Consider the following 22,175-nt stretch of genomic DNA (forward strand, 5'->3'; position numbering starts at 1 on the left):
CAATGTCGCGCCGAAACGTCGATCTTCCGCCGCTCAACTGCCTGCAGACATTCGAAGCGGCTGCCCGCCATTTAAGTTTCACCCAGGCCGCCCATGAACTGAACCTGACCCAGAGCGCAGTCAGCCGACAGGTCAAGCGCCTGGAAGAAGACCTGGCCCGCCCGCTGTTTTACCGGCTGGCGCAGGGGCTGAGCCTGACGCCAGCGGGGCTGCGCTACTTTCGCACCATCCAGCGCCTGTTGCGTGAGCTCGACCGTGAGTCCGCCGAGTTGCGCCGTCGCGGTGCCGACCGCCAGTTGACCCTGGCCAGTACGCCCACCATCAGTAGCATCTGGCTCGCTGGCCTGCTGCCGCAATTTCAGCGCGAGCACCCGGACTTGGATATCCGCATCCTGTGCAGCGAAAGCCCCAGCCATTTGGATGTGAATGAATATGACTTGGGCCTGTTCTATCACCTCGATGAGCTACCGGCGCCCCATGGCCTGGAATTGTCACCGGTGTTTGACCACGAGCAGGTGATTACCGTGTGCAGCCCTGGCTATATCGACCGCCACGGGCCGATTCGCGACCTGCAACACTTGCTTCACGCCCACACCTTGCTGATCGTTGAGGACCATCACCACGACTGGCTGACCTGGACCGACTGGTTCGCCGATGTCGGTGCCCAGTACCACACCCCGCGCCATGCACTGCGCACCAACAGCTATCAACTGTTGATGCAGTCGGCGGTCATGGGGCACGGCGTGGCCCTGGGCTGGAAGTGCCTGCTGGCGGGCGAACTGGCCGCCGGGCGCCTGCAAATGGCCCTGCCGCACACCATGCACAGCCGTGGCCGCCTGCACCTGATGCAACCCCCTCACCGCAACCCGCCATCGGCGGCGCGCAGTTTTCGCCAATGGTTGCTGGCCCACACCAGCAGTTTGAATGCCTCCCCTTAACCACCGACTGTGCTCATGAACCTGACTTTCCTGACCTTTCCTGCGCTGTACAGCGCCACCATCCTGATGCTCACCGGCAACGGGCTGTTTTTCAGTTTTATCGGCCTACGCCTGAGCAGCCAGGGCATCAGCGAGGTGTGGATCGGCGCGCTGACGGCGGCGTATTACGGCGGCATGGTCTGCGGCGCCAAGTTCGGCCACCGTATGATTGCCGGCGTCGGGCATGTGCGCTCGTATGTGGCCTGCGCCGGGGCCGCCACCATCATTGTGTTGCTGCATGTGCTGTTCGAGCAGTTGGAGTTCTGGCTGGTGCTGCGGTTTGTGATGGGCCTGGTGATGATGAACCAATACATGGTTATCGAAAGCTGGCTGAACGAGCAGGCGGAAAACAACCAGCGCGGTGCGGTCTTTGCCGGCTACATGGTGGCGGTGTCCCTGGGCCTGATGCTGGGGCAGGGCGTGTTGATCTGGCGCCCGGAGCTGGATTTCAAACCCCTGGTGATCGTCGCGATCTGCTTTGCCGCCTGCCTGTTGCCGGTGACCATGACCCGGCGCCTGCACCCGGCCAAGCTGGTGGCAGCGCCGCTGGAAGTGGGTTTTTTCTGGCAGCGAGTACCCCAGGCGCTGACCACGGTATTTGTGACGGGCCTGATGATCGGCGCATTTTATGCGCTGGCCCCGGTATTCGCCACGCGTAACGGCCTGAGCACAGCCCAGGCAAGTACCTTTGTCGCGGTGTCGATTTTTGCCGGGCTGTGTGGCCAGTGGCCGATCGGCTGGCTGTCGGACCGCATCGACCGCTCACAGCTGATTCGTGCCTGCGCGTTGGCCTTGGGCCTGGTGGTGATTCCGCTGTGGGGGCTGGTGCAACTGCCGTATACCTTGTTGCTGGTGTTCGGCTTTCTCAGCGGTTTGCTGCTGTTCACCCTTTACCCGCTGGCGGTGGCACTGGCCAATGACAACGTCGAACAACCCCGGCGTGTGCCCTTGAGCGCCATGATGCTCGCCACTCACGGCATCGGTGCGAGCCTGGGCCCGATGCTCAGTGGCGCGCTGATGAACAGCTATGGGCATGGCGCGTTTTACATGCTGTTTTCGGCCTGTGCGCTGTTGCTGATCTGGCGTGTGCAACCCAAGAAGGTCACGGGTGAATACCGGGTCGAAGGGGCGCCGCTGCACCACGTGGCCATGCCCGAACATCCGATGGGGGGCATGGCGGTGGTGCTTGACCCGCGGGTGGACGAAATCCCCGAGGAACTGGTGATCAACACCCCGGCGCCCGATAGCAAGCCGTGATAGCTACTAGGCTTTTTTCTTGCGCGACTGGCGCGTAGCCAGGTGCTCGAAGTCAAACGAGGCGGCGCCGGGCCCATGGTTACGCATGCTTTACGGGGTATTGCGGCTGTGACGGTAGTCGCTGACCGCTTCATACACCGCCTTGCGCAACCGGTTGATGCCGCCGATGGGGCGGTGTGCTTCCACACCGAACCAAGGGTTGAACGACTGGTTGTCACAGGCCAGGTTCTGCGCCGGCGTGTCGAAATCCTGGGCAGGAATCCTGACCTTGGCCACGGTTTCATACGGCGCATCGCTTTCTTTCCATTCGATGCTGGTGTCTTCGATAGGCATGAACGTTTGCGGGTTCTGCCGCTGGATCTGCAACACGAAACACGCCGCTACACGGTCACTGGACAGTTGCTGGGTCAGGGCGCTGCGCAGGAAGTTCGGCAGGGCCTGGTTCTGTTTGGGCAGTACGTATTCCGGGCAGCTTTGCGGGTCGGGCGCGACGCGGAACTTGGCGTTGGCCGCACCGAACTTGTAGGGCGAAACTGAAAAGTACGTCGTTTGCGTCGGGCTGGCGGGGGCGGGCGCCAGGGTGGCCAGGGCGATAAACAGGTGGCGCACTTGCCAACTGCGCGGGTCGAGCTTGGGGAAGAACGCCAGGACCTTCTTGCCATCGGCCTGTGCGCCGATGTTCTGTGCGTATTCCGCGACATCGCTGACAAAGAAATTCGGGTGACTGAACATCACGAAATCCTGCTCCGTGCGCGCCTGCTGATCGGCCATCAGCTGTTTGCCGGGCACATCCAGCAACTTGATCGCCATGCCACGGGCATCGCGGATGCTGTCGAACTGCGGGTAGGCGTTGCCGTTGGACAGCCGCATCGTCGCCTGCCAGGTCTTGCCCGGTTCGGCGAACACGCCCTGGCGCAAGGCTGGGTCGAGATCCGCCAGCACGCTGACTTCGGCTTTAACGCAACCATGGGCCTTGGCGTGGGCATCGCGCAGGTAGCGGGTGCCTTCGCGATGCTGGTCGACGATGCGTACTGCCGTCTGGATGATGCCTTGGGTCATGGCCGCTTCACCCGGCGGGATCTGCTCGTCCGGCGACACCGGGCCACTGTGTTGCCAGGCGAACCAGACAGTTGCCAGCAGCCACCCCAGCAGGCCCAGGCCCAGCAGCCACAACAGGGTTTTGCCGAGAAAGGCGCCAAGGCGCAGCCACAGACGAGCGAGCATGGAACGGTCCTTGTTTTGCGATTGGATAATCATGGCAGTTGTTGCTCCTGCGGGCCGCCCAGCACCTTGAGATATTCGAGCAGCGCCCAGCGCTCCTGCGGCAGCAAGCCACGGCCGATGACGCCGTTGCCACGCGCGCCAGCACGGAATTCGTGGCCGCTGTTGTGGTTGCCGGTGACTCGGGTATCGAACAGGAAGGCATTCTTGAACGCGGCGGTCTCAAAACCCAGGTGACGGGGGTCGTAGTTGAAGGTGCCTTTATAGAAGGTAGTACTGCGTTCGTCCTGGGGCGACAGCAACTGGTAGATCGTCGGCACCGAACCGTTGTGCAGGAACGGCGGGGTTGCCCATACGCCTGCCAGTGGCCGCGCCTTGTAGGCACGTAATTCGCGTACGCCGATGGGCAGGCCGAACCCGTCCAGGCCCGGGCGCTCGGCTGGGGTCACGCCGGCGGCGCGGTAGGCGTGTTCTTCGACGAAGGCAGTGACATAAGCCAGGCCTTGGGCCACGGACATTCTCTTCAGGTCCAGGGGGGCAGTGGGCGTGGGGTGCAGTTCGACATTCAGTTGGGCCAGTTCGGCCGGGTCCCATTGCAGGGCACTGAGGTCATAGCGCTGGTCGGCAATGTTGCTGGCGGTGCCGGGGTCAGTGCCAATGTAGTCCACCGGCAGCATTTTCAACTGCTGCACCGGGCGGCCATTTTCCTCGGTGACCGTGGGTATATGGCAACCAGCACAGTTTTCGGCGAAGAGTGCGCGCCCCTGGACGGCGAGGGGTTTGTCGATGGCGCCGAACAAGTCCTCCGGCCAGGTTGGCGGCTTGAGGCGTTGCAGGGTTTCTTCGATCAGGTGCAAGTCCCGTACGCGTACGCTGGACGGATAGCGAGCGTCGCCCTGGAGCGGTTGGCCGGCACTGTCGAAGAAGGCCAGGGTTGCGCCTACACCCAGGGCTTCACCGATATTGCGCGCCATGGGCTGCTGGGCCGAGCCATTCCACTGTACCCAGTCGAAAGTCCAGATATCCCACAACTGCGGGTAGTCCACTGGCGCATTGGCGACGCGATAATTGTCTGGCGAAATTGCATCGCCAAAGCTGGCGTTGGCGATGCGCCCAAAGGCGTCCGTGCGGCCGGGGCCTTCTTCGGTGGGGTAGAGGCCGCGGTGGGTGTCATTCCATGCGACTTTGAGGAACTGGTTCAGCGACTGTTTGAAGTCCTTACGCAATTGGTCATGCTGGGCATCGTACTGGTCACCCAAGACCTTGCGGGCAAAGCGCTCGAACTTCCAGGGGTTGTAATAGGTGGCGGCAAGGCTGGCAACCAGGGCCTGACCGAAACTGCCACCGCGCAAGGTGGGGACGCTGGAGGGCAGCACGTGTTGCGCCGAGCCGCCATCGATGCGCAAGGCCTGGCCTTTGAAGTGCAATTCACCAGTGTGGCAGGCTGCGCAGGTGATATCCAGGTACTGAACCTTGCTGTCGGCGTTCTGGTGCCGGGCAAAACCCACCGGCAGGTTGCCGGGGTTTTGCGTGGTGAGTACCTGCTTGGGGTCGACCAGGAAACCGAAGCGCGCCAGGTACTCGGGCGCGGTAAAGCGTTGCTCGGAGAACGGCAACTCCAGCGCAGTGAACCAGTCGTAGTGCAGGCCTTTTACCTGGGTGCCCTGGGGGGTGAAGTAGTAGGTCTGGCGGTCGGCGGCACTCCATTGGTCCTGGTAGTGCACCTGCTCCACGGGCACGTAGTCCGGCAGCTTGGGGTTGAGGGTGTAATAGAGCACCACGGCCAGCATCAGGCTGAGCGCGATGAGTATCAGGAGTAAAACACGGGAAAAAATGCGCAAGATGGCTATCCTTGTCGAATTGTCGCGTTGTTATGCCACTGCCCCATAGGTGCGGCAAGTAGCAAGTGGCTTGGTTGCAGGCAATCCCGCGATCCTTCGCGGTGCTCCATAATGAATGAAAATGCTTTTAAACACGTGAACTTATCAGAAGTTTCCTGCTCACATGGCGGTAGCCATTGGTCGTGGCCGCCTGATAAGCTCGCGACTTTATTCGAATGCCCTTTTGGCGCATGAACAAGGAAATAGCATGAAACAGCATCGGTTGGCGGCGGCGGTGGCCCTGGTTAGCCTGGTACTTGCGGGTTGTGATTCGCAGACCAGCGTAGAGCTGAAAACCCCGGCGCAGAAAGCTTCCTACGGCATCGGCCTGAACATGGGCAAGAGCCTTGCCCAAGAAGGCATGGACGACCTGGACTCCAAAGCTGTAGCCCAAGGCATTGAAGATGCCGTTGGCAAGAAAGAACAGAAACTCAAGGACGACGAGTTGGTCGAGGCGTTTGCCGCACTGCAGAAGCGTGCTGAAGAACGCATGACCAAGATGAGCGAAGAGTCGGCAACTGCCGGCAAGAAATTCCTCGAAGACAACGCCAAGAAAGACGGCGTAGTCACCACCGCTTCCGGCCTGCAGTACAAGATCGTCAAGAAGGCCGACGGCGCCCAGCCCAAGCCAACCGACGTGGTGACTGTTCACTACACCGGCAAGCTCACCAACGGCACCACCTTTGACAGCTCCGTGGATCGCGGCAGCCCGATTGACCTGCCGGTCAGCGGCGTGATCCCGGGTTGGGTCGAAGGCCTGCAACTGATGCACGTTGGCGAGAAGGTCGAGCTGTACATCCCGTCCGACCTGGCCTACGGCGCCCAGAGCCCGAGCCCGGCGATTCCAGCCAACTCCGTGCTGGTATTCGACCTGGAACTGCTGGCCATCAAGGACCCAGCCAAGGCAGACGCTGCTGAAGCACCTGCTGCACCAGCCGCCAAGAAGTAATCGGCGCCTGAACACACAACGCCCCGTCTAGACGGGGCGTTGTTGTTTCCGGGGTTTCTCGAATGAGGCAAATCCCCCGATGAAGCCTCTGCAAATCCAAACGAACGTCCGTAATTTGAAACAGTCTGATATAAGACTCGAGCACGGGTAGCCGCACATACATGCCAAGTCAATGAAATCTTGGGTTTTTTTTATGTGCGCAAAAAACGCCCGATCTGACTGTAAGCCTTGTAGGCCGTGGCTTTCAGCCGATAAAACAGGCTCTGTTCACAAGGTTATCCACAATTTGTGTGGATAACCTTTTATACCGCCTGGAACTGGAGTGACCCATGAAACCACCCTTCAATTTCACCCGTTTTCTGCCCATGGCTGCACGTCTGCTTGGCCGTGGCCGTTTGCCGACACTGCTGTTTGCCGTCGCGGCCAAAGGTTCAAGCCAGGGCAACCGACTGGGCCAGCTCAAGGATGATCTCAAATTGCTCCAGGCTCTGTGCCTGGCTTACTGGCGCGGCGAATACCGGGCGATAAGCCCCAAGGCGCTGATATCGGTGGTGGCGGGGCTGATGTATTTTCTCAGCCCGATCGATGCGATCCCGGATTTCATCCCCGTGTTCGGTATGCTCGACGACATCGCTGTGCTGGCATGGGTCATGAAGACCCTGAGCGGCGAGCTGAGCGCTTTTCGCGCCTGGCGCGATGCGCAACGCCCGGAAAAGCTGGCGGTGGTTGAGCGCCTCCCAGCCACGCCTGAGCTGCTCGCCCAGGAAAACCCGCAAAAAAACTAATGATGCTTGGTATCCCCCTGCGACCTTTGTGGCTGTTAGGATTACACTTCTAAGGAAAGAACTTACTTAGTAAGTGTTTTTATCCTACGGGGCAGTCATGGATATTCAGATCATTTCACGCGATGGCGAACCCGAGTATGCGGTGTTGCCATGGGACCAGTACCAGGCGCTGCTAAAAGCTGCCGGTCAGCAGCAACCTACACGTGTTTCCTCCCCAGCCGCACCCATCGCCTCCGCCCAGGAGCTGCGACCGCTCGCAGCCCTGCGCGGCCTGCGTGAAGCCAAGGGCCTGGCTATCGAGGCCCTGGCACGCACTGTGGGGATCAGCCCCTCGTATCTTGGATTGATTGAAAGTGGTGAGCGCCAGCCGGATGCCGCGATTCGCCGCAGCCTGGCTTGGGAATTGGGCGTTGCAGGTTGGAGGGATGAGTCTTGAGCCTACGTATCAGCCGTCAGCACTGGGATGGGTTACTCAATGAGCTGGATCAGGCGCGGCGCCAGCGCCATTTGTTGACGTACCGTGCGTTGCTGGAGCGTCTGCAATTTCCGACGCCGGCCATGCAGACCTTGGCTGCCGCCCTGGAACATCTGGCGGCGCTGGATGCCAAGGCTGAGCAGCCGCTGCGCAGTTCACTGGTGATAAGCCAGGGGGCCAGCCGCCTGCCGCGTACCGGTTTTTTTGAATGTGTGGAGCGCTTGGGGCGGTTCAGCGGGCCCTCCGATGGCGTCGCCGCCGCGTCTTGGCATGCTTCTGAAGTGGTGCGGGTGTTCGAGTACGAGTACCCGGAGTCCGCCGAGGCTTAAAGTGCCTGCGATAACATGTCCATGCTATCGATCACATGAATGCTGTAGCCGGCCACGTCCTTGGCATGATGCTTGGCTTGTGAGGCCAACTCTGCGAGTTGGCTGGCATCCAGTTGCCCACAGGCTTGTGGATACAAATGCACCACGCCGATGGACAGCGACAGCAAGGCGAATTCCTGGCGCAGGCCCTGGCGGTTAAGAGCCATGAAGCAACCGGCATCCAAGTGTTCGGCGCGGTAGAAACGTCGGCATTGGGTGTGAAAATCATCCAGCAGTTGGTTGAGCCGCTTGCGCCAATCCTGCGGGCTGAGTACCAGTAGAAAGTCATCGCCGCCAATATGCCCGACAAAGTCGCGGCTAGGGTCTACCCGGTCGTTCAGGCACTGCGCCAGGCACAGCAGCACTTCGTCCCCACGCCCATAGCCGTAGATATCGTTGAACGGCTTGAAACTGTCGATATCCACGTAGCAGATCACCGACTCGCGTTGTTGCTGTAACAGCCGGGTCAGACACTGTTGGATCGGCACGTTGCCAGGCAGCAAGGTCAGCGGATTGGCATAACGCGCCTGTTGGATTTTCAGTTCTGTGATCAACTTGAGCACATCGATGACCCGGCCCAGCCCGAGATAGTCGCCGTTCAGCGTGATGATGAAATCTTCTTCGATGCGCTGCCGCGCGCGGCTGGTCAGCAAACGGCTGACCTGTTGCAAGGACTGGCTCAACTCCACTGCCAGAAAATCATCGCTCATCAAGCGGCTGATAGGTTTACGTGCGAACAAGTCGGTAGCGAACGGCTTGAGCAGCGCATCCGACAACGAGTGCCGATGCACAATACCGACCGGGTGACCACAGCCATCCAGCACCGCCAACGAGTTGAGGTTGGCCTGGCGGCGGAACGATTCCAGCACTTGGGCGGTGGCCGTATCTTGATCTACCGCTGGCTGTTCATTAAGCAGGGCGCTGAGATCAATTCCTTCATCATGGAGGGTGATCGTGGGGCTATCCGGCTTGGGCAACATCAGGCGCGCTTCCTGCGGCGGGTGTTCTTGAGGGCGGCAGAGCAGGTAACCCTGGACCAGGTCGACGCCCATCTCAGTCAACACCGCCAGTTCTTCCGGCCGTTCGATCCCCTCGGCAATCACCTGGGCGCGGGACGCCCTGGCGATCTGCAGGATCGAGCCGACAAATTCGCGCTTGAGGGCGTCCTGGTGAATGCCGTCGATAAAGTGCCGGTCGATCTTCACGTAGTCCGGGCGTAGTTCCGACCACAACCGCAGACTGGAGTATCCGGCGCCCAGGTCATCAAGCGCGATGGCAAACCCCATGTCGCGATAATGATGCAGGGCGGTTTGCAACAGCGCGAAATCGTCGGTGGGCGTCTGCTCGGTGAGCTCGATCACCACCTGGCTCGGTGGGATACCGAAGTCGCGCAGCAGTTGCAGGGTACGCCCCGGCTGATGCGCGCTCTCCATCAAAGATTCCGGCGAGATATTGAGGAACAGCTTACCCGGCAGTTTCTGATCGCTGAAGCGCCGGCATGCACTCTCTCGACACACCATTTCCAGTTCGCTCAGGCGCCCGGCATGACGGGCCACGCAGAACAGCGCGACGGGGGAGTGCAGCGGGCTGTTGGACGGGCCGCGGCTGAGGGCCTCGTAACCCAGAATGCGTCGCTGCGACAGACAAATGATCGGTTGGAACAGGCTGTGCAAACTGCCTTGAGCCAGGATTGAGCCCAATGCATCCAGCTGTTCGGTCATGGTCATGGCGATCTCGATCGAAAAAAAAGGACCGCAGGCTTAAAACCTGCGGTCCTTCCATTTCACGACAGAATGATGTCTATATGATGACACTCCCAAGAGCGACCATATTAAATTGCCATCACTTACTGCTTGGCCACCTGCTTGGTGATTTTCAGGTAATCCAACAGGATCCGGCCGGTCTCGGCCAGGTAGGCGTCGTCTTCCGGCTTGGTTTTATCCGCCTCGGCCGGCAGTGCGTCTTCATCTTCTTTCTTCAGCTCTTTGAGCGGGTCTTCGCCCTTGGCCTTGCGACGGGTGTTCTCCAGTACCAGCTGTTGGTTTTCGATGCTGGAGTGCTGTGCACGGCGATCCGCTTCATTGAGGCTGACGGTTTTCTCTTCCATCAGCTTCTTGGCCAAGGCCAGCTTGTCGCGGATAAACACGAACTCGGCATCCTTGGCGGAGCGGGTGTCGTGATCAGCTTTCAATTGCGTCAGGAATGGCTTGAACGGGTCTGACGCCGGCTTGATGGCAGGACGGATGGTGTCCCACGGCATGGCTTCAGGCAATGCGCTTTCACCGATTTCCTTGGTGTCGATGATCGACGGGAAATCGATATCCGGCAGCACGCCCTGATGCTGGGTACTCTGCCCGGAAACCCGGTAGAACTTGGCCAGCGTCAGTTTAAGCTCGCCATGATTCAGCGGCTGGATAGTCTGCACGGTGCCTTTGCCGAAGGTCTGGCCGCCGATGATCAGGGCGCGGTGATAGTCCTGCATGGCGCCGGCGAAAATCTCCGAGGCCGAGGCCGAGAGACGGTTGACCAGGAGCGCCATCGGCCCTTTGTAGAAGGCACCCGGGTTCTCGTCTTCCAGCACGTCGACACGGCCGTCAGCATTGCGTACCAACACGGTCGGGCCCTTGTCGATAAACAGGCTGGTCAGCTCAGTGGCTTCCTGCAGGGAACCGCCGCCGTTGTTGCGCAGGTCGATGACCACGCCGTCGACTTTTTCTTTCTGCAGTTCCGTCAGGATTTTCTTCACGTCGCGGGTGGTGGACTTGTAGTCCGGGTCACCCGCACGGAAGGCTTTGAAGTCCAGGTAGAAGGCCGGGATTTCAATCACGCCCAGCTTGTAGTCCTTGCCATCCTGCTTGAGGTTGAGGACTTTCTTCTGCACGGCCTGGTCTTCGAGCTTCACCGCTTCACGGGTGATGGACACGATTTTGCTGGTCTGGTCGTTAGGGGCATTGGTGTGTGGAATCACTTCCAGGCGCACCACGCTGCCTTTTGGCCCACGGATCAGCTTGACCACTTCGTCCAGGCGCCAGCCGACCACATCGACCATCTCCTTGTCGGCCTGGGCCACGCCGATGATCTTGTCGGCAGGGGAGACTTGCTTGGTTTTGTCTGCCGGACCTGCCGGCACCAGGCGGACGATCTTCACCTGGTCATTGTCGCTTTGCAGGACGGCACCGATGCCTTCCAGGGACAGACTCATGTTGATATCAAAATTTTCTGCGTTATCAGGCGACAGATAATTGGTGTGCGGGTCGTAGGACATCGCAAAGGTATTGATGTAGGCCTGGAAGATATCTTCGGCACGGGTCTGGTCCAGGCGCGCCAGTTGATTCTTGTAGCGCTTGGTCAACAGCTCCTGAATGGCCTTGGGCTCTTTGCCGGCGATCTTCAAGCGCAGCACTTCGTCCTTGACGCGTTTGCGCCACAGGTCGTCGAGGGCTGCGGTGCTGGTTAGCCAAGGGGCGTCCTTGCGATCCACCAGAAGGGTTTCCTTCTGGGTGAAATCGAGCTTGTCGACGCCTTTGTTCAGCTCACCCAAGGCGAAGTCCAGACGCGCTTTGACGCGGTCCAGGTAACGCTTGTAGATGGTGAAGCCGGGTTGCAGGTCGCCGCTTTTGAGGAAGTCGTCGAATTGCGTCTTCCACTTGTCGAACTCAGCGATATCGCTGGCCAGGAAGTAGCTGCGCGACGGATCCAGCAGCTTGAGGTAGCTGTCGTAGATGATCACCGAGCGAGCGTCGTCCAGCGGCGGCTTGCTGTAGTGATGGCGCTTGAGCAACTCGACGACGTTGAGGCTGGCAATCACCTCATCGCGATCAGGCTGAAGATTGTCCCAGCTATTGGCTGCGAACGTATTGGTCGACATCGACGCGAAGCCGAGACCAATGAAAAAAGCGAGGGCGGTGCTTGGGAACAGATGCTTCATGCTGATTCGACGCGGGGGCAATTGATAACGCATATTAGGCCGTCTTTGAGGGAGCCGGTTCCATATGGTCCGGTCGCATAATGCAAAAAGCCCGGCGATACAGCAACGGGCTCAGTCCAGACTCACTATGGAGGCACTGTGAAAGCATTGCAAGGCGTTGAAGGGCAGGTGGAGGGTCAGAACAACCCAGTCCTACATTCGGTGTAGTCCATATTGCCAACAGCCCGGCCGGCTCCCAGACTGAAATGCGGTCAGTGTGGGAGCGGGCTTGCTCGCGAACGCGGTGGGCCAGATGAAACATTTTTTACTGACCCACCGCATTCGTGAGCAAGCCCGCTCCCACATTTGATTGGATTTCAGTCCGCAAAGCTCAGTGTCAGGCCCAGTGGTGGATAGGCCAGCCAGCCTTTTCAGCATGCTCACGCAATACAGGGTCCGGGTTCACCACCTGCGGGTGATCCACTTTCAGCAACAATGGCAAATCATTGCGTGAATCGGAGTAAAAGTACGCACCTTCAAGGGTTTCGCCTTCCTGTTCCAGCCATTCGAGCAAACGTGTGATCTTGCCTTCGCGGTAAGTCAGTACACCCTCGGTACGGCCGCTGTACACACCATGGCTGACGCCCAGGTTAATCCCCAGCACTTCATCGATACCGATACGCGCCGCAATCGGCGTGACCAGGTGAGTGCCCGATGCGGAAATCACCAGGATCCGGTCGCCATTCGCACGGTGCCGGGCGATGGTCTTGGTGGCGTCGCTGTAGATCAGCGGTTCAATCACGTCCTCGACCCATGGCTCCACAAGATGCTCGATTTCTTCCGGCGTGCGGCCGATCATCGGCTCCAGGCTGAAATTCATGAAGTCTTCCATCAACAGCTTGCCCTGGCTGTAGGCGTCCATCAGCTCGTTGTTCCTGGCCATGAACGACTTTGGATCGACCCAGCCGAGGCGGCCCATCTGTTCGCTCCACAGGGTCGCGCAGTCGCCGTGGATCAAGGTGTCGTCCAGATCAAAAATTACCAATGCCATCCGTCATGCTCTCTCTCAAAAGGTCACTGTCTGTCAGGCTACTTCACACAGGGCGCTGGGGTCGATGGAAAGTGCCAGGCGCTGGCCATCCGGGTGCAGGTCGTCGGCTGAACGGTTGAGCACGTCCACCACCAACTCCACGCCCCGGGCTTCGATGCGGTAGCGGATCACGTTACCCAGCAGGCTGTGGCTGCGTACCAGCGCATCGAGTTCGCCGCTGCGGCTCAATTCGATGGCCTCGGGGCGAATCGCAATGCGCCCGCTGATCGGCCGTTGCAGCAACTGGCTGGCCTTGTCGGCATCGAGCAGGTTGTAGTTACCGATAAAACCGGCGGCGAAGACATCCACCGGCGCGGTATAGAGAGTTTCGGCATCGCCACTCTGTACGATCTTGCCCTGGTTCATCAGGAAGATGCGGTCGGACATGGTCAGGGCTTCTTCCTGGTCATGGGTCACGAAAATCGTGGTCAACCCTAGTTCGCGCTGGATCTGGCGGATCTGTTCGCGCAAGTGCTTGCGAATTCGCGCATCCAACGCCGACAGCGGTTCATCCAGCAACAGCAGGCGCGGGCGGGTCACTAGGGAGCGAGCGAGGGCGACGCGCTGGCACTGGCCGCCGGACATCTGGTGCGGGTAGCGGCCGGCGAGGTCCGTGAGTTCCACCAGTTGCAGCACTTCTTGCACATGCTTGTGGCTGTCGTCAGCGTTGACCTTTTGCATGCGCAGGCCGAAGGCGACGTTCTGTTCCACGGTCATGTTGGGGAACAGTGCATAGCTCTGGAACACCATGCCGATATGGCGTTTCTGCGGGCTCAGGGGCACGATGTCCTGGCCGTCCAGCAGGATTTTGCCACTGTCCACCGGGGTCAGCCCGGCAATGCAGCGCAGCAGGGTGGATTTGCCACACCCGGACGGGCCGAGCAGGGTGACGAACTCGCCCTTGGCGATTTCGCAGTTGATATCGCTGAACACCGGGGTGCCGGAGTAGCTTTTTTGCAGGTGTTGGACGCTGACGAAGCTCATTGGCTTTTGTCCTTGTTCAAGATGTTGGCGGCCCAGGTCAGCACCAGCACAAAGAAGAAATAGGAAATCACGACGGCACTGGTGAAGTGGCCGCTGCTGTTGCGCATGTTGTTGAGGTACACCTGCAGGGTTTCGTAGCGGGTGCCGACGAGGATGTTGGCGAACACGAACTCACCGAACAGGAACGAGAAGGACAGCAGCAGCGCCACCATCAGGCCCTTGCGCAGGTTGGGCAGCACCACCAGGATCGCGGCCTGCCAGGTGCTGGCACCGAGCAGTTGCGAGGCGTCCATCAGGTCGCGCAGGTTGATGGCTTGCAGGTTATTGGTGATCGCGCGGTACATGAACGGCAACGCCACGGTGAAATAGCAGCCGATCAGGATCCACGGCGTCCCCACCATCGCCAGCGGCCCGGAACCGTACAGTTGCAGCAAACCCACCGAGGACACCACCGGCGGCACCGCAAAGGGCAGCAGGATCAGAATGTTCATAAGCGCATCGAGCTTGGGAAAGTGGTAATGCACCACGAACAGCAGCGGCAAGATCAACACCACCGAAAGGATCAGCGCCCCCACGCACACCAGCAGCGATTGCCCGAATGCCATCAGAAAGCGCGGGTCGCTCCACAGCTGTACGTACCACTTCACGGTAAAACCGGCGGGCAGGATGGTGGCCGACCAACTGCTGGCAATCGAGTAGACAAAGGTGCCGATCAGCGGCAGCACCAGGATCAGGAACAACAGGGCTACCACTATCCGATGGTAAAGGGCGGCTGGGCCGGCTTCAGCGCGAGACATGGTAGCTCCTCTTGAGCAACAGTTGATGGACCACGGTGACCACGGTCATCAGCGCCACCAGTACCACGGCCAGGGCGCTGGCCAGGTTCGGGTCGAGGGACACGTCTCCGGAGACCAGGCCCGCAATGCGAATCGGCAGTACGTTGAAGTTGCCCGTGGTCAAGGCGTACACCGTGGCATAGGCGCCGAGGGCGTTGGCCAGCAGGATCACGAAGGTGCCGAGCAGGGCAGGGGTAAGCACCGGCAAGCCGATATGCCGCCAGAACTGCCAGCCATTCGCGCCGAGCAGGGCGGCCGACTCACGCCAGTCTTCGCGCAATGCGTCAAAGGCCGGGTAGAGCAGCAACACGCCGAGGGGAATCTGGAAGTAGGTATAGAGGATGATCAAGCCGGTCTTCGAGTACAGGTTGAAGTCCTGAATGATCCCGGCCTGCTTGAGCATGATGGTGATGCTGCCGTTGAAGCCCAGCAGAATGATGAACGCGAAGGCCAGGGGCACGCCGGCGAAGTTGCTGGTCATGTTGGCAAAGGCCGTGACGAAGTTGCGCAGCGGCGAATCCACCCGGCGCAGGGAGTAGCTGCCCAGGGTGGCGATGATGATGCCGAAGATGCTGGAGTAGAAACTGATCTCCAGGCTGAACTGGATCGCCTGCAAGTAGAACTTTGAACTGAAGATCCGGGTGAAGTTTTCCAGCCCCCAACCGGCCTCTTCGGTTTGCAGGCTGTTGATCAGCACCCACACCAGTGGGGCGATTTCGAACACGATAAAGAACAGCGTGAAAGGCACCAGGCAGAGCAGGGCCAACCATTTGCCGCGGCTCATTTCAACAGCTCCCGGCATACAGGTTTGTCGTGGGGCACGCCGAGCAGTTCGCACACCGTGCCGCATAGTTCGGTCTGTTTTGGCGCGGCGTTGCTATCCAGGCTGAATCCGTCGCCGAGCACAAACAGTGGTACTTCACGCTCTTGCGGCAACAGGCCGTTGTGAGAGCGGTCGTTGTTCATGCCGTGGTCGGCGGTGACCAGCACCTGATAGCCGGCGTCGAGCCAGCCTTGCAGGTAGTCGGCCAGGATGATGTCGGCCGAGCGTGCGCTGTTGCGGTATTGCGCGGTGTCGAGGCCGTGCTTGTGGCCGGCGTCGTCGATGTTCATCGGGTGCACCACCAGGAAATTCGGCGCGTGCTTGAGCCGTAGGCTTTCGGCATCGGCAAACAGGTGGGAGTCCGGGTAGTGGTCATTCCAGTAGAAATGCCCGTGCTGGATCGCCAGCGCCTTGTCGTCGGTGTGACGATCGCGGGCGGCGAGAAAGGGCGTGCGGTTATACAGCTCGCTGACCCAATGGTAAGCCGCCGCCGCAGTGGTCAAGCCGGCGTCGCGGGCGTAATGGAAAATGCTGCGCTGGTTGGACAGGCGCGAGACGTTGTTATGGACGATGCCGCTGTGAATCGGCGCTACGCCGGTGAGGATGCATTCATACAACGGGCGGGACAGGGCGGGCAGTTCACATTCCAGTTTGTAGAGGGCTGCGCGTCCTGCGCCGACATAGGCCTGCAAGTGCCCCATGGCGTGCATCGCAACCTCGAAGTTCAGGCCGTCGAGTACGACAAGGATGACATTGTGGTTCATGGGGGCTGGGGCTCCGCAACAGATGATTTAACTCGATTGTCCGCAAGAATTCGGACCAAGTGTGGGAGGGGGCTTGCTCCCGATTGCAGTGGGCCTGCCAATAAATGTGTTGAATGACACACCGCTATCGGGAGCAAGCCCCCTCCCACATTGGATCTCCACAGGGTCTCCAATGTGGGATAAACCCTTACTTCATTTCTACGATGACCTGCTCGTTCCACATTTGCGGCAGCTTCTTGGAGGTCGCTTCCCAGGCATCGGCATCCTTGATCGGCTGCGGGTTGGCCTTGGTGTATTGCTCGCCCGGGATCAGGTTCTTGGCGATATCCAGCGGCAGCTTCAGGTCGGTTTCAGCCCGGATCGGACGCGCATTACCCTTCGCCAGGTTCAACTGGCCGGCATCGCTGAAGATGTATTCGCGGGTCAGCTTGGCGGCGTTCGGGTGCTTGGCGTATTTGTTGATGATGGTGGTGTAGCCGGATTTCACCGAGCCGTCCGATGGGATCAGCACTACGTAGTCATCCGGGTTGGCCATCTTGGCTTTGTAGCTCAGGCCGTTGAAGTCCCAGACGATACCCACTTCGACTTCGCCTTTTTCCATGGTGGCGATGGTCGGGTTGGACAGCGAGAGGCGACCTTGCTGGGCAATCTTGGTGAAGAATTGTAGGCCCGGCGCGATGTTTTTCTCGTCGCCTTTGTTGGCGATGGCGGCGGCGAGTACCGCGTTGGAAGCCTGTGCGGCGGTGCTCACGTCACCCACCGACACTTTGTACTTGCCGGTCTGCAGGTCAGCCCAACTGGTAGGAACCTCGGAACCGTGCAGCAGCTTCTTGTTGACGATGAAGGCAATGGTGCCGGTGTAGGCCAGGGCCCAGTGACCGTCCTTGTCTTTTGCCCAGTCCGGCACCTGCGCCCAGGTGGAAGGTTTGTACGGCTGAGTGACTTCCTGCTTCACCGCGATGGGGCCGAAGGCTGCGCCCACGTCGCCGATGTCGGCGCTGGCGTTGTCTTTTTCGGCTTTGAACTTGGCGATTTCCTGGGCCGAGCTCATGTCGGTGTCGATGTGCTTGAGGCCATAAGTGTTGGCCAGGTCTTCCCAGGTGCCTTTCCAGTTGGCCCAGTCATCGGGCATGCCGACGCTGTTGACGGCGCCTTCCGCTTTCGCGGCGGCTTCCAGCGTTTTCAAATCGGTATCAGCAGCCATGGCGGCAGTGCACATGGCAATGGTCGAGCCTAACAGTGATGCCAGGAAAAGCTGTTTCATCCGAAGCTCCTTTGGGCGTTTTCAACGCGGCGTTTTATACGAACGTTAGCGGTGGTTTGGTCTAGGTCAGCAATACCTGAGCCAATCTAGGCCCGATGGATGACAGTTTCATGTCGATGTCGTTTTCAAAGCGCTGATGTCGCTCAGCTCAGACTTAGCGTAGACCATGCCCAAGTGCCCGCAGGCCCTGGACTTGGCCGATGTATTGCAGGGCGTGGTACGGGCCGTCGACACCTGCTGTCATGTGTCGGTCATCTGTAATGCCTAGGCTGGCAGGTAAGAGTAAAAACCCAGACATAGCGTGTTTTGTGCACCTGAACGGTGCTGGTCTAGTCCAGATAGGTAACGTTGATGCGTGATGAGGCAATCAAGGCGGTAACCTCCATCGGCCTGGCGCTGCAAGAGCAGATCGACCACGGCCTGTTGCCGCCAGCCAGCAAACTGCCCGCCGAACGCAAGCTCAGCGAGTTGTTTGGTACCACTCGAATTACCGTGCGCGAAGCCTTGTTACAACTGGAGGCCCAAGGGCAGATCTATCGTGAAGAGCGCCGTGGCTGGTTCGTGTCGCCGCCGCGGTTGGCCTACAACCTGATGCAGCGCAGCCACTTTCACGCGATGGTCAGTGACCAGGGGCGTGTGGCCGCCACTGAAGTGATCAGCGCGCGATTGCAACCGGCGTCGGCGGCGGTGTGTGCGTGGTTGCAGTTGCCGGCGCTGTCCAGCGTGATCCAGATTTGCCGCAGCCGCAGGATCGACGGGCGCCTGGTGCTGTATGTGGAGCACTACCTGAACCCCGGGTATTTCCCGGGGATCCTGGCGTGTGATTTGAATCAGTCGATGACCGAGTTGTATGCGCGCAACTACGACTTGCACTATGGGCGGGTGCGTTTCGAGATTGTGCCGACTTCACTGCCGGTGGAAGCTGCGGCGGCATTGCGTGTATCGGTGGGCAGCCCGGGCTTGCGCATCGCCCGGGTTAACTATGACCAGCACCAGCGCCTGATCGATTGTGACTTGGAGTTCTGGCGACATGATGCGATTCATGTTGGGGTGGATGTCATGGCGTCAGCGTCTTGATCACCTGATCCACATTGGTTTCCAACTCTGTCACCGGGTCGGCACCGTCAACATTCAACACCAGCAGTCTGGAGTCGCCGGCAGTGATAGCAGCCTTCACCGCCTCACTCGGTTGACGGTGATGCAGCACCACCGCCACGTCGTTGTCCTTCAACTCTGCGCTGAGTTTGTGCAACGCCTCAGGCGTCCAGTCGGCATCTGGCCGCGCATCGGTACTGAGCACTTCCAGGTTCAAGCTGCTGACCAGATAGGCAAAGTGGTCGCTCAAGCTGACCGCACTCAGGTTATCAGCCTTGGCCAGTCGCGCTTCGCTGTCGGCGTTGAGCTTGAGCAGGCGTTGCTTGAGCGCGGCCAGGTTGGCGTCGATCTTCGGTTTGGCGCTCGGAGCCAGGCGGCTCAGGTCAGCGGCCATCACATCGGCCATGCGTCCCATATTGTTGCTCGATTGCCAGGGCTGGCTGTTCAAGCCGTCGGTGGCGCCAGGTTGCACGGCGATGCCTGGCAAGCCGCCGTCCACCGGGCGTGCGGCGTCCACTTCGATGATGCGGATATTGCTGCGCCGCGCCACCGGGTACAGCGGGTCATCGGCCCACAGCGAGCGCAGGCCGATGGCGGCGTCGGCGTCCAGCGCCAAGGTGTTCAGTGCCGCTGCGCCACGACCGGTGAAGTAGGAGACTTGCCGCGAGCCGGGCAGGTTGGCCGGGGCCGCACGTTCAAGTTGCACGTCTGTGCCTTTGAGCAGCACCTCGGCCAAGCCGTAGGTGATAGGCAGCGAGGCCAGGACCTTGACCGGTTTTATGGACTTGGCCTTGGTCAGCGCGGCATGTCCGAGGCCGTGGTTGGCCTTGAACTCCTTCGGATCGAAACCATCAACGGCAGCCAGCGCCGATGTACTGATCAAGCAAGCGATGGCCAAGGCCAGTGGGCGAAAGACGGGGCGCATTATCCAAGATTCCCTTTAAGGCTGGGCACAATACCGCGGGCGATGGCGGCGAAGGCGAAGGCGATACCGGCGACCAGGATGATTGCGGCGCCAGACGGGATCGGCAGGTCGAAGATGATCGGCAGCAAAATGCCGCACAGGGTGCTGACGGTGGCGATCAGCACCGAGACCCAGAAGAACCCCTTGAGCGACTGGCTCAACAGGCGCGCCGCCGCGGCGGGAATCACCAGCAGCGCACCGACCAGGATCGCGCCGATGACCTTGACCGCCGCCACGGTGATCAACGTCACCAAGATCACGAACAGGTAGTCCAGGGTCTTCACCGCCACACCGCGTACCGCTGCCAATTGCGGGTTGAAGCTGGCGAGCATGATGCGGTTGTACAGCGGCAATGCCAGGGCCATTACCAGCGAGCCCACGATGGCCAATACCAGCAAGTCATTGCCGTTGACCGTCAGCACCGAGCCAAACAGCACGTTCTCGAGGATGTGCACATTGATCTTGCCGGCCAGGATCAGCAGCAGGCTGGCACCCAACGCCAGGGACACCGACAGGAAAACGCCGATCAAGGTGTCTGGCGCCAGGCCGGTGCGGTTGCGCAGGTAGTTGAGCAGGATGCCGAACAGCAGGCAATAACCGAACAGGCTGCCATAGGGGCCGGTATAGGGTTCGCCCAGCAGGATGCCCACGGCCACGCCGGTCAGTGCAGCATGGCCGACCGCTTCGGAGAAAAACGCAAAGCGCTTGACCACCACCAGCGTGCCCAGGCCGCCAAGTACCGGGCCGATCAGCAGGCCGGCGAGCAGGGCGTTGACCACAAACCCATAGGCCAGGGCTTCCGGCAGGTAACCGGAAGAGGCCCAGCCCTGGACCATCAAGCGAAAGGCTTCATAACTCATTGCGCCGGGCTCCGAGGGTGGGTGGAGAACAGGGTCAGCAGGCGGTCCGGAGTCAGCGCCTCTTTCGGCGTGGCGTCGAACAGCACACGGCGGTTCAGGCCGGTGACGCGGTCGGCCAGGCGGCCAACGGCTTCCAGGTCGTGCTCGATCCACAGCACGGTGATCCCGGCCAGGCGCCAATCATTCAACAGTCGCTCGAACACCTGGATACCCGCTTCGTCGAGGGCCGACATCGGTTCATCCAGCACCAGCAATTGTGGCGCCGGAATCAGGCCCTGGGCCAGCAGCACGCGCTGGCGCTCGCCGCCAGACAACGCACCCATGCGGCGCTTGCGCTTGTCTTGCATGCCAACGCGTTCAAGGGCATCGCCAATCGCCGCCGCGTAATGCCTGGACAGGCCGAGAAACGCCGGTCGCCGCTGGCACATGGCGGCCATGAAATCGTCGACGGTCATCGGCAATCCGCGGTCAAACTCCAACGCCTGGGGCACGTAACCGATGGTGCCGGGCGTGGTCGGCCACTCCAGGCTCAAGCGCCCCTGGTGAGGCGTCTGCCCGAGCAGGGTCTTGATCAGCGAGCTTTTGCCGCCGCCATTCGGGCCGACCAACGCATGGATGCTGCCCGGCTGTACCTGGAAACTCACGCCGTCGAGAATCACGGTGCGCCCGAGTGTCAGCGACACCTTGTCGAAGGCCAGGGTCGGGCCGACGCTGACTACGTTCAGTTGTTCCGCCGCCGTCATGCCCCCGACTCCTGAATCGCACGGACCACGGTGTTGAGGTTGCCGGTCATTTCCACTTCGTATTTTTCAGCGCTGTATTCGCCGTAGGAAATATGCGACAGCGGGTACAGCTTGACCCCGGATTCACGCTGGATGGTGTCGACGTAAGTGGAAGGGAAATCCATCTCCGAGAAGATTACCTTCACGTCCAGGGCGCGCAGCTCGTCGATGGTCTTCTTCAACTGGCTGGGGCTTGGCTCGATACCGTGGGCCGGCTCGACCACTGCGGTGACTTCCAGGCCGAACTCGCGCAGCAGGTAGTCGTAGGCTGCATGCACCGTGGCCACGCGCAAGTCCGGGTTGGGTGCACTGGTCAACTTGGCCAGGGCGTCGGCGCGCATCTGGCGCAGGCGCTTGCCGTAGGCGCGGGCGTTCTGGGTGTAGGCCTTGGCGTTGTCCGGGTCGAGCTTGCCCAGTTCGCGGGCGATGTTATTGACCTGGGCAATCGATGCACTGATCGACAGGAAGGTGTGCGGGTTGACTACCTTGCCCGCACCGCGCGCGGCATTGCCGGTGGCGGCCAGCAGCGGCACGTTGGCGTTGGCTTCGATCACCGGGATGTCCGGGCGCTCGCTGGTGGCGATCATGCGGTCGGCGAAGTCGTCATGGCCGACGCCGTTGAGCACGATCACGTCCAGGGTGCCGATGCGCTTGATGTCTTCGGCGCGTGGCTCGTAGGCGTGGGGGTTGAAGCCGGCCGGGATCAGCGGTACCACCTCGGCCTTGTCGCCGACGATATTGGCTACATAACTGTAATAAGGGTGCAGGGTGATGCCGATACGCAGGCGCTTGGCCGCCTCGGCATTCGCCAGTGGGGCGAGCATCAGGCTGAGGAAGCTGACCAGCAACAGGCGCAACAGGGGCGATGAAATAGACATGGGCAATCGGTCTTCT

General features: G+C 60.4%; 21 protein-coding genes. 7 read left to right on the forward strand and 14 right to left on the reverse strand.

Annotated features, from left to right (window positions below; translation table 11 throughout):
* The first annotated feature begins 2 nt into the window (after positions 1-2).
* Together FRT59_RS06120 and FRT59_RS06125 are read left to right on the forward strand one after the other, a co-directional pair.
* Positions 3-938, forward strand: coding sequence for a LysR substrate-binding domain-containing protein (locus tag FRT59_RS06120; RefSeq protein WP_034116853.1), 936 nt, complete (start codon positions 3-5; stop codon positions 936-938).
* 15 nt (positions 939-953) lie between these two features.
* Entirely contained in the window at positions 954-2,234 is a 1,281-nt protein-coding gene (locus FRT59_RS06125) for an MFS transporter (RefSeq protein ID WP_034116852.1), read from the forward strand.
* A 90-nt stretch (positions 2,235-2,324) separates the two neighbouring features.
* Here FRT59_RS06125 and FRT59_RS06130 read toward each other — a convergent pair whose 3' ends face one another.
* The gene (locus tag FRT59_RS06130) at positions 2,325-3,458 is read right to left on the reverse strand and encodes a catalase family protein (RefSeq protein ID WP_034117884.1); all 1,134 of its coding nucleotides are present in this window, start codon (positions 3,456-3,458) and stop codon (positions 2,325-2,327) included.
* 29 nt (positions 3,459-3,487) lie between these two features.
* A complete protein-coding gene (locus FRT59_RS06135) occupies positions 3,488-5,296 on the reverse strand; it encodes a di-heme-cytochrome C peroxidase (RefSeq protein WP_153870649.1) in 1,809 nt (602 codons plus the stop codon).
* Between the two features lie 247 nt (positions 5,297-5,543).
* Between FRT59_RS06135 and bamJ the strand changes: the two genes are divergently transcribed.
* The 4 genes from bamJ (at position 5,544) to FRT59_RS06155 (ending at position 7,873) form a co-directional block, all read left to right on the forward strand.
* On the forward strand, positions 5,544-6,284 hold the full coding sequence (bamJ, locus tag FRT59_RS06140; RefSeq protein WP_034116850.1) for a BamJ family beta-barrel-assembly machinery protein: 741 nt from the start codon (positions 5,544-5,546) through the stop codon (positions 6,282-6,284).
* A 329-nt stretch (positions 6,285-6,613) separates the two neighbouring features.
* On the forward strand, positions 6,614-7,069 hold the full coding sequence (locus FRT59_RS06145) for a YkvA family protein (protein ID WP_153870650.1): 456 nt from the start codon (positions 6,614-6,616) through the stop codon (positions 7,067-7,069).
* Positions 7,070-7,166: 97 nt separating this feature from the next.
* Positions 7,167-7,505 (forward strand): helix-turn-helix domain-containing protein, encoded by a 339-nt coding sequence (locus FRT59_RS06150; RefSeq protein ID WP_034116848.1) that lies wholly within the window; start codon positions 7,167-7,169, stop codon positions 7,503-7,505.
* The gene (locus FRT59_RS06155) at positions 7,502-7,873 is read left to right on the forward strand and encodes a hypothetical protein (protein WP_005786715.1); all 372 of its coding nucleotides are present in this window, start codon (positions 7,502-7,504) and stop codon (positions 7,871-7,873) included. The genes FRT59_RS06150 and FRT59_RS06155 overlap by 4 nt, the downstream gene beginning before the upstream one ends.
* On the opposite strand, the gene FRT59_RS06160 is transcribed toward FRT59_RS06155, so the two are convergent.
* The 8 genes from FRT59_RS06160 to FRT59_RS06195 all read right to left on the reverse strand — a co-directional run bounded on the left by FRT59_RS06160 (position 7,870) and on the right by FRT59_RS06195 (position 17,580).
* Positions 7,870-9,639 carry a bifunctional diguanylate cyclase/phosphodiesterase gene (locus tag FRT59_RS06160; protein ID WP_153870651.1) on the reverse strand — a complete coding sequence of 590 codons (1,770 nt, stop codon included), beginning with the start codon at positions 9,637-9,639 and terminating at the stop codon, positions 7,870-7,872. The two genes, FRT59_RS06155 and FRT59_RS06160, sit on opposite strands and share 4 nt — an antisense overlap.
* A gap of 119 nt (positions 9,640-9,758) precedes the next feature.
* Positions 9,759-11,840: a carboxy terminal-processing peptidase gene (locus FRT59_RS06165; RefSeq protein WP_233094286.1), complete on the reverse strand. Its 2,082-nt coding sequence runs from the start codon at positions 11,838-11,840 to the stop codon at positions 9,759-9,761.
* Between the two features lie 376 nt (positions 11,841-12,216).
* Entirely contained in the window at positions 12,217-12,870 is a 654-nt protein-coding gene (locus FRT59_RS06170; RefSeq protein WP_153837882.1) for an HAD family hydrolase, read from the reverse strand.
* A gap of 33 nt (positions 12,871-12,903) precedes the next feature.
* Positions 12,904-13,893 (reverse strand): ABC transporter ATP-binding protein, encoded by a 990-nt coding sequence (locus tag FRT59_RS06175; protein ID WP_153870652.1) that lies wholly within the window; start codon positions 13,891-13,893, stop codon positions 12,904-12,906.
* The gene (locus tag FRT59_RS06180) at positions 13,890-14,690 is read right to left on the reverse strand and encodes an ABC transporter permease (protein WP_034116843.1); all 801 of its coding nucleotides are present in this window, start codon (positions 14,688-14,690) and stop codon (positions 13,890-13,892) included. Before FRT59_RS06180 ends, FRT59_RS06175 begins: the two co-directional genes overlap by 4 nt.
* Positions 14,677-15,513 (reverse strand): ABC transporter permease, encoded by an 837-nt coding sequence (locus tag FRT59_RS06185; protein WP_034116842.1) that lies wholly within the window; start codon positions 15,511-15,513, stop codon positions 14,677-14,679. The genes FRT59_RS06180 and FRT59_RS06185 overlap by 14 nt, the downstream gene beginning before the upstream one ends.
* Positions 15,510-16,316 (reverse strand): alkaline phosphatase family protein, encoded by an 807-nt coding sequence (locus tag FRT59_RS06190; RefSeq protein ID WP_153870653.1) that lies wholly within the window; start codon positions 16,314-16,316, stop codon positions 15,510-15,512. Before FRT59_RS06190 ends, FRT59_RS06185 begins: the two co-directional genes overlap by 4 nt.
* Before the next feature lie 187 nt (positions 16,317-16,503).
* Positions 16,504-17,580 carry an ABC transporter substrate-binding protein gene (locus FRT59_RS06195; protein WP_034116840.1) on the reverse strand — a complete coding sequence of 359 codons (1,077 nt, stop codon included), beginning with the start codon at positions 17,578-17,580 and terminating at the stop codon, positions 16,504-16,506.
* 351 nt (positions 17,581-17,931) lie between these two features.
* Here FRT59_RS06195 and FRT59_RS06200 point away from each other — a divergent pair, with 351 nt between their 5' ends.
* A complete protein-coding gene (locus FRT59_RS06200; protein ID WP_034116839.1) occupies positions 17,932-18,657 on the forward strand; it encodes a UTRA domain-containing protein in 726 nt (241 codons plus the stop codon).
* Here the strand turns inward: FRT59_RS06200 and FRT59_RS06205 are convergent.
* From FRT59_RS06205 to FRT59_RS06220, 4 genes are read right to left on the reverse strand one after another with little or no spacing between them, the layout of a single operon-like run.
* Positions 18,638-19,600 (reverse strand): metal ABC transporter solute-binding protein, Zn/Mn family, encoded by a 963-nt coding sequence (locus FRT59_RS06205; protein ID WP_153870654.1) that lies wholly within the window; start codon positions 19,598-19,600, stop codon positions 18,638-18,640. The genes FRT59_RS06200 and FRT59_RS06205 overlap by 20 nt on opposite strands.
* On the reverse strand, positions 19,600-20,499 hold the full coding sequence (locus tag FRT59_RS06210; protein ID WP_153870655.1) for a metal ABC transporter permease: 900 nt from the start codon (positions 20,497-20,499) through the stop codon (positions 19,600-19,602). The genes FRT59_RS06205 and FRT59_RS06210 overlap by 1 nt, the downstream gene beginning before the upstream one ends.
* On the reverse strand, positions 20,496-21,242 hold the full coding sequence (locus FRT59_RS06215; RefSeq protein ID WP_034116837.1) for a metal ABC transporter ATP-binding protein: 747 nt from the start codon (positions 21,240-21,242) through the stop codon (positions 20,496-20,498). Before FRT59_RS06215 ends, FRT59_RS06210 begins: the two co-directional genes overlap by 4 nt.
* Entirely contained in the window at positions 21,239-22,159 is a 921-nt protein-coding gene (locus FRT59_RS06220) for a metal ABC transporter substrate-binding protein (protein ID WP_034116836.1), read from the reverse strand. Before FRT59_RS06220 ends, FRT59_RS06215 begins: the two co-directional genes overlap by 4 nt.
* Positions 22,160-22,175: the final 16 nt, after the last annotated feature.

This window comes from Pseudomonas haemolytica, assembly GCF_009659625.1.
GTDB classification, from domain to species: Bacteria; Pseudomonadota; Gammaproteobacteria; order Pseudomonadales; family Pseudomonadaceae; genus Aquipseudomonas; species Aquipseudomonas haemolytica.

Excerpts from the sequence above, each read along its gene's own strand:
- FRT59_RS06120 (WP_034116853.1), top strand. The coding sequence starts at position 3 with ATGTCGCGCCGAAACGTCGATCTTCCGCCGCTCAACTGCCTGCAGACA.
- FRT59_RS06125 (WP_034116852.1), top strand. The coding sequence starts at position 954 with ATGAACCTGACTTTCCTGACCTTTCCTGCGCTGTACAGCGCCACCATC.
- FRT59_RS06130 (WP_034117884.1), bottom strand. The coding sequence starts at position 3,458 with ATGCTCGCTCGTCTGTGGCTGCGCCTTGGCGCCTTTCTCGGCAAAACC.
- bamJ (WP_034116850.1), top strand. The coding sequence starts at position 5,544 with ATGAAACAGCATCGGTTGGCGGCGGCGGTGGCCCTGGTTAGCCTGGTA.
- FRT59_RS06145 (WP_153870650.1), top strand. The coding sequence starts at position 6,614 with ATGAAACCACCCTTCAATTTCACCCGTTTTCTGCCCATGGCTGCACGT.
- FRT59_RS06150 (WP_034116848.1), top strand. The coding sequence starts at position 7,167 with ATGGATATTCAGATCATTTCACGCGATGGCGAACCCGAGTATGCGGTG.
- FRT59_RS06160 (WP_153870651.1), bottom strand. The coding sequence starts at position 9,639 with ATGACCATGACCGAACAGCTGGATGCATTGGGCTCAATCCTGGCTCAA.
- FRT59_RS06165 (WP_233094286.1), bottom strand. The coding sequence starts at position 11,840 with ATGAAGCATCTGTTCCCAAGCACCGCCCTCGCTTTTTTCATTGGTCTC.
- FRT59_RS06170 (WP_153837882.1), bottom strand. The coding sequence starts at position 12,870 with ATGGCATTGGTAATTTTTGATCTGGACGACACCTTGATCCACGGCGAC.
- FRT59_RS06175 (WP_153870652.1), bottom strand. The coding sequence starts at position 13,893 with ATGAGCTTCGTCAGCGTCCAACACCTGCAAAAAAGCTACTCCGGCACC.
- FRT59_RS06180 (WP_034116843.1), bottom strand. The coding sequence starts at position 14,690 with ATGTCTCGCGCTGAAGCCGGCCCAGCCGCCCTTTACCATCGGATAGTG.
- FRT59_RS06185 (WP_034116842.1), bottom strand. The coding sequence starts at position 15,513 with ATGAGCCGCGGCAAATGGTTGGCCCTGCTCTGCCTGGTGCCTTTCACG.
- FRT59_RS06190 (WP_153870653.1), bottom strand. The coding sequence starts at position 16,316 with ATGAACCACAATGTCATCCTTGTCGTACTCGACGGCCTGAACTTCGAG.
- FRT59_RS06195 (WP_034116840.1), bottom strand. The coding sequence starts at position 17,580 with ATGAAACAGCTTTTCCTGGCATCACTGTTAGGCTCGACCATTGCCATG.
- FRT59_RS06200 (WP_034116839.1), top strand. The coding sequence starts at position 17,932 with ATGCGTGATGAGGCAATCAAGGCGGTAACCTCCATCGGCCTGGCGCTG.
- FRT59_RS06205 (WP_153870654.1), bottom strand. The coding sequence starts at position 19,600 with ATGCGCCCCGTCTTTCGCCCACTGGCCTTGGCCATCGCTTGCTTGATC.
- FRT59_RS06210 (WP_153870655.1), bottom strand. The coding sequence starts at position 20,499 with ATGAGTTATGAAGCCTTTCGCTTGATGGTCCAGGGCTGGGCCTCTTCC.
- FRT59_RS06215 (WP_034116837.1), bottom strand. The coding sequence starts at position 21,242 with ATGACGGCGGCGGAACAACTGAACGTAGTCAGCGTCGGCCCGACCCTG.
- FRT59_RS06220 (WP_034116836.1), bottom strand. The coding sequence starts at position 22,159 with ATGTCTATTTCATCGCCCCTGTTGCGCCTGTTGCTGGTCAGCTTCCTC.